The organism is Micromonospora yasonensis (assembly GCF_026013475.1).
In the GTDB taxonomy this organism is placed as follows: domain Bacteria; phylum Actinomycetota; class Actinomycetes; order Mycobacteriales; family Micromonosporaceae; genus Micromonospora; species Micromonospora yasonensis.
Genome location: NZ_JAPDPH010000262.1, coordinates 1 through 8,785, shown reverse-complemented (window position 1 = coordinate 8,785; position 8,785 = coordinate 1). Strand labels below are relative to the sequence as shown.

At 69.3% G+C, this 8,785-nt stretch carries 7 protein-coding genes; 6 read left to right on the top strand and 1 reads right to left on the bottom strand.

Annotated features, from left to right (window positions below):
- Positions 1 to 115: 115 nt before the first annotated feature.
- Entirely contained in the window at positions 116 to 940 is an 825-nt protein-coding gene (locus ONA70_RS31955; protein WP_265010215.1) for an IclR family transcriptional regulator, read from the bottom strand.
- Between the two features lie 163 nt (positions 941 to 1,103).
- Here ONA70_RS31955 and ONA70_RS31950 point away from each other — a divergent pair, with 163 nt between their 5' ends.
- From ONA70_RS31950 to ONA70_RS31925, 6 genes are all read left to right on the top strand, one after another.
- On the top strand, positions 1,104 to 2,111 hold the full coding sequence (locus tag ONA70_RS31950; RefSeq protein WP_265010214.1) for an ABC transporter permease: 1,008 nt from the start codon (positions 1,104 to 1,106) through the stop codon (positions 2,109 to 2,111).
- The gene (locus ONA70_RS31945) at positions 2,104 to 3,012 is read left to right on the top strand and encodes an ABC transporter permease (protein ID WP_265010213.1); all 909 of its coding nucleotides are present in this window, start codon (positions 2,104 to 2,106) and stop codon (positions 3,010 to 3,012) included. The genes ONA70_RS31950 and ONA70_RS31945 overlap by 8 nt, the downstream gene beginning before the upstream one ends.
- 77 nt (positions 3,013 to 3,089) lie before the next feature.
- A complete protein-coding gene (locus ONA70_RS31940; RefSeq protein ID WP_265010212.1) occupies positions 3,090 to 4,667 on the top strand; it encodes an ABC transporter substrate-binding protein in 1,578 nt (525 codons plus the stop codon).
- Positions 4,668 to 4,790: 123 nt separating this feature from the next.
- A complete protein-coding gene (locus ONA70_RS31935) occupies positions 4,791 to 6,116 on the top strand; it encodes a M20 family metallopeptidase (protein WP_265010211.1) in 1,326 nt (441 codons plus the stop codon).
- A complete protein-coding gene (locus tag ONA70_RS31930) occupies positions 6,113 to 7,069 on the top strand; it encodes a DUF1177 domain-containing protein (RefSeq protein ID WP_265010210.1) in 957 nt (318 codons plus the stop codon). Before ONA70_RS31935 ends, ONA70_RS31930 begins: the two co-directional genes overlap by 4 nt.
- Positions 7,070 to 7,115: 46 nt before the next feature.
- On the top strand, positions 7,116 to 8,785 hold a 1,670-nt coding region (locus tag ONA70_RS31925), incomplete at its 3' end, for an ABC transporter ATP-binding protein (protein ID WP_265010209.1).

The window sequence follows — 8,785 nt, the reverse complement described above, 5'->3', positions numbered from 1 at the left end:
TGCTCGAGGTAGGCCCGCCCGGGGGCCGTCGAGTTGGACAGGAGCAGTAGGTTCTGGTGGCCCTGGGGCATGGGTGTCTCCTCGAGGTGGTCGGTCTGGCTCATTGGCGCGGCGCTCAGTGGGCTCGGGTCGGCTTGGTCTGCCGGGCCACGGCGGCCGAGTTCGCCCGGTTGTCGAGCAGGGCGGACAGTTGCTCCGCCGCGGCCTGCAGTGCGGGCAGATGGTCCCGGATGTCGTCGGAACGCGCCGGATACTTGCTCTCGCCGAGGCTGAGCGAGCCGACGGGCCGCCCTCTGAGCATGATGGGAACGGCGAGCGCCCGGGTGGCGTAGTCGTATTCGCCCTCGGAGTAGGCGTACCCCTGCGCGACGGCCTCGACGAAGAGCCGTTCGAGCTCGTGCTCGTCGACCTTCGTCAGCTCGGTGAACGTCGCGAAGACCCGCCCCGAGATGAGGGCGCGCCGCTCGTTGCCGTCGAGGAAGGCGAAGTAGCCGCGGGAGGTGGCTCCCGCGTTGGCCGGGTACAGCTCGCCGACGAGCGGATGGCTGCGCAGCGGTCCGCCGCCGTCGACGGCCGCGACGCATCGGACGTGCAGCCCGTCCGGGACGGCGAAGAGGGCCGTGCGATCGGTCTGGAAGGCGAGCGGCTCGAGCACCCGGTGCGCCAGGGCGGCCAGGCCTCCCGTGCGCTCCCAGACGGCGGCCATCCGCCACATGGTCGGGCCGAGGCTGTAGCGCCGGGACACCGGATCGGCGCTGAGGAAGCCGCGGGCGGCGAGCGCGGCGAGGATCCGCTGCGCGGTCGACTTGTCGATGGCGAAGGCCTCGGCAAGCTCCATGACGCCCCAGTCGCGGCGCCGCTCGGTGAACGACAGCAGGACCTCCAGGGCGCGGTCCACGGTCTGGAGCGGCGAGCGAGGGCGAGCGCCCGTGTCTGACATGGGTCCTCCGGGATGGGCGGGACGCGTCAGAACCTACCGCACCCCGGTTCAATCAGGGACGCCCTCTCAAATACAGAGAAAGTATTGCTCAGGGATGACGGGCGGGCGAATCCTAGGCGCCGAGACCAGGTCAGACCCAACGAAGCGCAGATTGGAGGTGGCCGTGAGCCACGTGGTGCGACGAGTCCTCGCCATGATCCCGGCACTGTTCGGCGTCGTGCTCTGCATCTTCCTGCTCACCCGCGTCCTGCCCGGTGACCCGGCCCGGACTCTCGCAGGAGAACAGGCTGACCCGGCGACCGTCGACAAGATCCGTGCCGAGATGGGCCTCGACCAGCCCCTGGTCGCTCAGTTCGTCTCCTACGTGCGCGGCCTTTTCGCCGGAGACTTCGGATTCGCCTGGCACACCGGCCAGCCCGTCCTCACGGACTTCGCCTCCCGGCTGCCTGCGACGGTCGAACTCGCCATCGTGGCGATCCTTATCTCGCTGCTCCTGGGGGTCCCGATCGGCGTCATCAGCGCGACGCGCCGCGACCGGCCGATCGACCACGCCAGCCGCATCTTCTCGCTGATCGGGGCGTCGATGCCGCTCTTCTGGCTCGCCCTCATCGTGATCTTCGTCTTCTACAACAGGCTCGGGTGGGAGCCGGCTCCACTGGGCCGCATCGCCCAGGACGTGAATCCCCCGACGTCGATCACGGGGCTCTACGTCCTCGACTCACTCCTGACCGGTGACATGGTCGCGCTGAAGTCGTCGCTGGCCCACATCATCTGGCCGGCCCTGTGCCTCGCCACCGGGAGCACGGCGATCATCGCCCGGATGACCCGGTCCGAGATGCTCGAGGTGATCAACCAGGACTACGTGCGCACCGCTCGTTCCAAGGGCCTGCCGCCGGCCAAAGTCATCCTCAAGCACGCGCTGAAGAACGCTGCCCCTGTCGTCGTGACAGTGGTCGGCCTCCAGTTCGGCCAACTTCTCGGCGGCGCGGTCATCACCGAGACGGTCTTCAGCTGGCCCGGCGTCGGCTTCTACGTCGTCCAGTCCGTCCTCGCCACCGACTATGCCCCGGTCCAGGCCTTCACGCTGCTCGCCGCGGCCATCTACCTGACGGTCAACCTCTGCGTCGATCTGCTCAACGCCCGACTGGACCCGAGGATCGAGAATGCCTGACACCACCGTGTCCGCCGCTGCGAGCGGCCTCCGGGCCGGGTCGCCCGACCCTGGGGGGTCGAGGCCCACGACGGCCTGGCGGCTCCTGGTCCGCAACCGCCTGGCGATGGTCGGTCTCGTCTTCATCGCGATCTGGACCATCGGCGCTCTCGTGGCCGGCCTGCTGCCGTACTCGCCCACCGCCACCGGAGCTGGAGGTCTCCTCGAGCCTCCCTCCGCAGCACACCTGTTCGGTACGGACAACTTCGGCCGCGACATCCTCGCCCGGGTCCTCGCCGGCGGGCGGATCTCCCTCTGGACCGGGCTCATCGCCGTCGGAATCTCGCTGCTCATCGGTGTCCCGATCGGCGCCGTCTCCGGCTTCCTCGGCGGCGTGGTGGGCGCGGTGCTCATGCGGGTGATGGATGTGCTCCTCGCCTTCCCGTCGCTCGTGCTGGCCATGGCGATCGCCGCCGCCCTCGGCCCGGGCCTGGCCAGCGCGATGATCGCCGTGGGCGTCGTCGGCATCCCCGAGTTCGCCCGCATCGTCTACAGCCAGACCCGCTCGCTCCGGGAGCGTGACTTCGTCGAGGCGGGGCGCGCCATCGGCCTGCGTGATCGGACGATCCTCATCCGCCACATCGTCCCGAACACCATCGCCCCGATTCTCGTCCGGGCGACTCTCGGCATGGGCTACGCGATCCTCACGGCCGCCTCGCTCAGCTTCATCGGCCTCGGCGCGCAGCCGCCGACGCCGGAGTGGGGCGTCATGATTTCGGACGGCCGTGGCTACATCATCAGCGGCGAGTGGTGGATGACGCTCTTCCCCGGCATCGCCATCGCCACCTCGATTCTCGGCTTCAACCTCATCGGCGACGGCCTTCGCGACGTCCTCGACCCGCGCCTGCGGACGAGCCGATGACTCGCTCCGGGTCTGCCATGAACGCCAGCCAGCCCCTCCACCCCTCCACCGCATCCCCCAAACCAAAGGAGAACAGCGTGAAGCGCAAGGCCACCCTGGCCGCCGCGGTCGCCGTCATCTTCACCGCAGCCGGCTGTGGAGCCAACGCCAACCAGGGCGGCTCCTCGCGTGACGGTGCGGCCGCCAAGGACACCCTCGTCGCCGCCTACTCCGAGGGCGGCAAGACCCTCAACCCCGCCGAGGCCAACGATGTCACCTCCGACACGTTCGTCGTGGCAGCCTACGACCAACTCGTCACGTACGACCGCACGACGACGAACGGCAAGCCGACCGCCAAGACGGACAAGATCGTGCCGATGCTCGCCGAGTCATGGAAGGTGAGCGACGACTCGAAGAGCTACACCTTCACCCTGCGGCAGGGCGTGAAGTTCGAGGACGGCTCGGCCCTCGACTCCGACGACGTCGTCAAGACGTTCGACTTCGTCAAGAAGTCCAAGTCGGCGAGCTTCCTCTACGGCATGGCCGGCATCGGCACGGTGACGGCGATCGACCCGCGTACGGTGAAGATCGATCTCACCGCACCGAACCACCTCTTCCTTCAGATCCTGCCGATGTACTCGTTCTCGATCATCAATATCGACAAGGTCAACGCCGAGGGCGGCGCCGCCTGGCTCGACACCCACACCGCGGGCTCCGGCCCCTACCGGGTGACGAAGTGGGACCCGGCGACCGAGGCCGTGCTCGAGCGTAACGACACGTACTGGGGCGAGAAGCCGGCCCTGCGCAAGGTCAACACGAAGTTCATCGGCGAGGCGAGCAACCGCGTCCAGCTCCTCACCAAGGGCGAGGTCGACATCGCGCTCGAGGTGCCGGCGAAGGACGTCGACACCCTGTCGAAGCAGCCCGGCGTCGTCATCGACTCCCGCGCCAGCAACAAGATCCTCTTCTTCGGGATGAACAACGCCATCAAGCCGTTCGACAACCCGAAGGTCCGCCAGGCCGTGTCGTACGCGATCCCGTACGACAAGCTCGTCAGCGACGTCATGAAGGGCCAGGCGTCGCCGATGCGCTCGTCCGTGGCCAGCTCGACCCCGGGCTTCACCGACGCCGGCTATGTCTACTCGCACGACCTCGACAAGGCCAAGGCGCTCCTCGCGGAGGCTGGCTATCCCAACGGCTTCAGCTTCGACTTCACCCTCGGCAGCGGCTTCGACGACTGGTCGGACGACGCCGTGCTCATCCAGGCCGAGCTGGCGAAGATCGGCGTGACGATGAACATCCGCAAGATGGCGCGTCCGCAGTTCCTCGAGGCGCTCGCGACGAAGAAGGTGCAGAGCTACATCAGCCGCTGGACCTCGTTCGTCAACGACCCGGGCTACCACCTTGGTCTCCTGCTGACCAGCGACGGCACGAGCAACTACGTCAACTTCAACAACCCCGAGGTCGACAAGCTCTGGAAGCAGGCCTCGACCGAGCCGGACCAGAACGTCCGGAACGATCTGTACGGCAAGGCGCAGGAGATCATCAACACCCAGGCGCCGTGGGCGTACCTCTACGAGTACAACATCGTCGTCGCGGAGCGCGCGGGCGTGCAGGGGTACACGTCGTACCCCGACGGGATCATCCGCTTCTTCCAGTTGAGCAACAAGGGCTGACGCCGAGCAGGAGAGGCGCGCCGCTGGGCCCGCTGCCATCCCGCCGCGCGCCCAGCGGCGGCCTCCCCGCGCACCATCACGAATCCGACGCCCCGTAAGCGAACACGACACTTGGAGCCTGACGTGACCACGACATCCTCCGACTGGGAGACCCGGGTCCTCGACGAGATCGAGCGCACCCGGGACGAACTGCTGACGCTCGCCGGAGACCTCATCCGGATCCCGAGCGAGAACCCCCCGGGGGACTGCACGGACGTCGGCACCTTCGTCGCCGGCCACCTGCGCGCCGAGGGCCTCGACCCCGAGGTCCACGACGCGGGCGATGGTCGCCTCAGCATCGTCGTTCACCGTGCCGCGAGCAACGCCGGGGTGGACGGCGACCCCACGACGGCGCGCCACCTCGTGCTCGCCGGTCACACCGACGTCGTGCCCGTCGGTGACCTCAGCCGCTGGACATTCCCGCCCTTCGCGGGTGACATCGTCGACGGCTATCTCCGCGGTCGCGGGGCGAGCGACATGAAGGCCGGTCTCGCCGGCGTCATCCACACGCTCGTCGTCCTGCACCGCCTCGGTGTCCCGCTGGCCGGGAGGCTGTCGCTCGCGGCGGTCCCCGACGAGGAGCAGGGCGGCTCGCGGGGCGCGGACTGGCTCCTCGACCAGGGGGTCCTCGACGGCGCGACCGGCGCGATCATCGCCGAGCCCGCCGAACGGACGCACCCGACGATCGGCCAGAAGGGCAGCAACTGGTTCCGCATGACGATCGACGGCAAGCCGGGGCATGGCAGCCTCCAGCCGCTGCACGGCGTCAGCGCGAACCTCCTCGCGGCCCGGGCCGTGGTCGCCCTGCAGCAGCTGTGGGACATGAAGCCGTCCGCGCCCGAGGACGTGCTCGACCTCATCGAGCGGTCGAAGACGTTCGCCGAGGAGCGCGAGGGCTACGCTCCCGGCATCGGCGCCGTCTTCGAGCACGTCACGGTCAACATCGGCACGATTCGCGGCGGCACGTCCTCCAACGTGGTCGCGGACCGGTGCGTCGTCGAGGTCGACACCCGGGTGCCGATCGGGTTGTCGCGCGCCGAGGTCCTCGCCCGGGTCGACGAGCTGCTCGCCGAGGCGGGCGTCGAGGCGACGATCGAGCCGATCGGCTTCTGCAGCGAACCGAACTGGACGCTGCCCGGCGACCCCATCGTCACCGAGCTCGTCACTGCCCTGCGCGAACTGACCGGAGACCCCACCGCCGAGGGCGTGCTCCAGTGGGCGTCCTCCGACGCCCGCACCTTCCGCAGCCACGGCATCCCCGTGCTCCAGTACGGGCCGGCCGAGCTGGCCACCATCCACGGCTTCGACGAGAAGGCACCAGTCGCCGACGTCGTCCTCGCCGCGAAGACGTATGCCCTGACCACCCTCCGGTACCTCGGCGTAGCCGAGACCGCTGTCGAAAGCGAATGATCGTGCTGTCCCACGTCCTCAAGGCCCTCGACCTCCTCGACCGTCCCGACGCATCGGGTGACCTCGTCGCCGCGCATCTGCGTACCCTTGGCGACGACGCCTGCTCGATCACCGTCGAGACGGTGGCGGGCGAACGGGGTTCGACCGACTTCATCCGCGTCACCGTCCCGGGCAGCCGCGGCAAGACCGCCGGCGGCGACGCCCCGACGCTCGGTGTCGTCGGGCGCCTCGGCGGCATCGGCGCCCGGCCGGAGCTCATCGGCTACGTGTCCGACGGTGACGGGGCTACTGCCGCCGTCGCCTCGGCCGCCAAGCTCCTCGCAATGCACGCCCGCGGCGATGTCCTGCCCGGCGACGTCGTCATCTCCACGCACATCTGCCCCGACGCGCCGACCCGGCCACACGACCCCGTGCCCTTCATGGACTCGCCCGTCGACATCACCGCGATGAACGAGCACGAGGTCACGTCGGAGATGGACGCCGTCCTGTCCATCGACACCACCAAGGGCAACCGCCTCATCAACCACCGCGGTATCGCCATCTCCCCGACGGTCCGGGCCGGCTACATCCTCCCGGCGAGCGCCGACCTCATCAGCGTCCTCGAGACCGTGTCGGGCGAGCCCGCCGTCGTGTTCCCGCTGTCGACGCAGGACATCACGCCGTACGGCAACGGCCTCTACCACCTCAACTCCATCCTCCAGCCGGCCGTCGCGACGGCCGCGCCCGTCGTCGGTGTCGCCATCACGACGGTGACGCCCGTGGCCGGCTGCGCGACCGGCGCGAGTCACGAGGTGGACATCGCACTGGCCGCACGCTTCGCCGTCGAGGTCGCCAAGGGCTTCACCGCGGGTGCGGTGTCCTTCCACGACGAGGCCCAGGCGGCGCTCCTCGAGAGCCTCTACGGCCCGGCCACCCACCTGCAGACGGGTGGACAGGTCCCCGCGCACGCCTGAGCGGGCGCGACCAAGCCCAGCGGCATAGGGAAGAAGGAGCACGGACATGGCTGATACCCTGCTGTCGATCGAGAACCTCTCGATCCGCATCGACACGTCCCGCGGCCCGATCCATCCGGTCCGGGACCTCGACCTGACCATCGCCCGCGGCGAGATGGTCGGGCTGGTCGGCGAGTCGGGCTCGGGCAAGAGCGTCACCGCCATGTCGATCACGGGACTGCTGCCGGCGCGGCAGGCGCACATCACCGGCGGGCACATCCGCTTCGACGGGCGCGACCTCGCCGCGCTATCGGACCGGCAGATGCGCGAGATCCGCGGCAGGGACATCGCCACGATCTTCCAGGAGCCGATGACCGCGCTCAACCCGGTCTTCTCGATCCGCGACCAACTCACCGAGCCGCTGCGCCAACATCTGCGGTTGGGCCGGCGGCAAGCGGCGGACCGAGCCGGCCAACTGCTCGACATGGTGGGGATCCGTAACACCTCGCGCGTCCTCGCGGGCTACCCGCACCAGCTGTCCGGCGGGATGCGCCAGCGCGTCATGATCGCCATGGCCATGGCGTGCGAGCCCAAGCTGCTCATCGCCGACGAGCCCACGACGGCCCTCGACGTGACGACCCAGCTGCAGATCCTCGACCTCATCATGGACCTGCAGGAGCAGCACGGGACAGCGGTCCTGCTCATCACGCACGACCTCGGTGTCGTCGCCCAGACCTGCCAGCGGGTCGCCGTGATGTACGGCGGTGAACTGCAGGAGACGGCGCCGACGGAGCAGCTCTTCGCCGCGCCGCGGGCCGACTACACGAAGCGGCTGCTCAGCTTCGTCCCCTCCGCCAACGAGTACGTCATCGAGGCGGTCGAGGCGCTCGCCGAGGCAAGCCCGGCGGGCGACGGCTCCGGGTCGGTTCGCGTCGAGGCGCGCCCGGGCGCTCCCACGGAGGCATCAGACGACGACGCTCCGGTGCTGCTCGAGGTCACCGACCTGACGAAGGTCTTCACCGGGCGACGCCGCCGGCTGGGACGTCCGGCCGACACCATCACGGCGGTCGACGGCGTGTCCTTCCGAGTCCGCCGTGGCCGCACGCTCGCCATTGTGGGCGAGTCCGGTTCGGGCAAGTCGACGACCGGCCGGGCCCTGCTGCGCCTGCACGAGCCGACGTCGGGAACGGTGACCTTCAACGGGGCCGACCTCCTCGCCGTGAGTGATGACGAGTTGCGCCGCCTCCGCGCCCAGATGCAGATCGTCTTCCAGGACACGTACGCCTCGCTCGACCCGCGCTGGACCATCCACCGGGCCCTCGCCGAGCCGCTGCGGTTGCACACGGACCTCGACGACGCGGCGATCCGCGCCCGCATCGTCGAGGTCCTCGAGACGGTCGGCCTGGGGGAGGAACACATCGACCGCTTCCCGCACGAGTTCTCCGGGGGCCAGCGCCAGCGGATCGGCATCGCGCGGGCCCTCATCCTCAACCCGAGCCTCGTCGTCTGCGACGAGCCCGTGTCGGCACTCGACGTGTCGGTGCAGGCCCAGGTACTCGACCTCATGAAGCAACTGCAGCGCGACCTCGGGCTCACCTACGTCTTCATCTCGCACGACCTGTCCGTGGTCGAGATGATGGCGGACGAGATCGTCGTCATGAGCCAGGGCCGCGTCGTCGAGCAGGGCACTGTCGAGCAGATCTTCACGGCGCCTCAGCACCCCTACACCAAGGCGCT

Coding starts and splice junctions, on each gene's coding strand:
- ONA70_RS31955 (WP_265010215.1), bottom strand. CDS start 940: ATGTCAGACACGGGCGCTCGCCCTCGCTCGCCGCTCCAGACCGTGGAC.
- ONA70_RS31945 (WP_265010213.1), top strand. CDS start 2,104: ATGCCTGACACCACCGTGTCCGCCGCTGCGAGCGGCCTCCGGGCCGGG.
- ONA70_RS31930 (WP_265010210.1), top strand. CDS start 6,113: ATGATCGTGCTGTCCCACGTCCTCAAGGCCCTCGACCTCCTCGACCGT.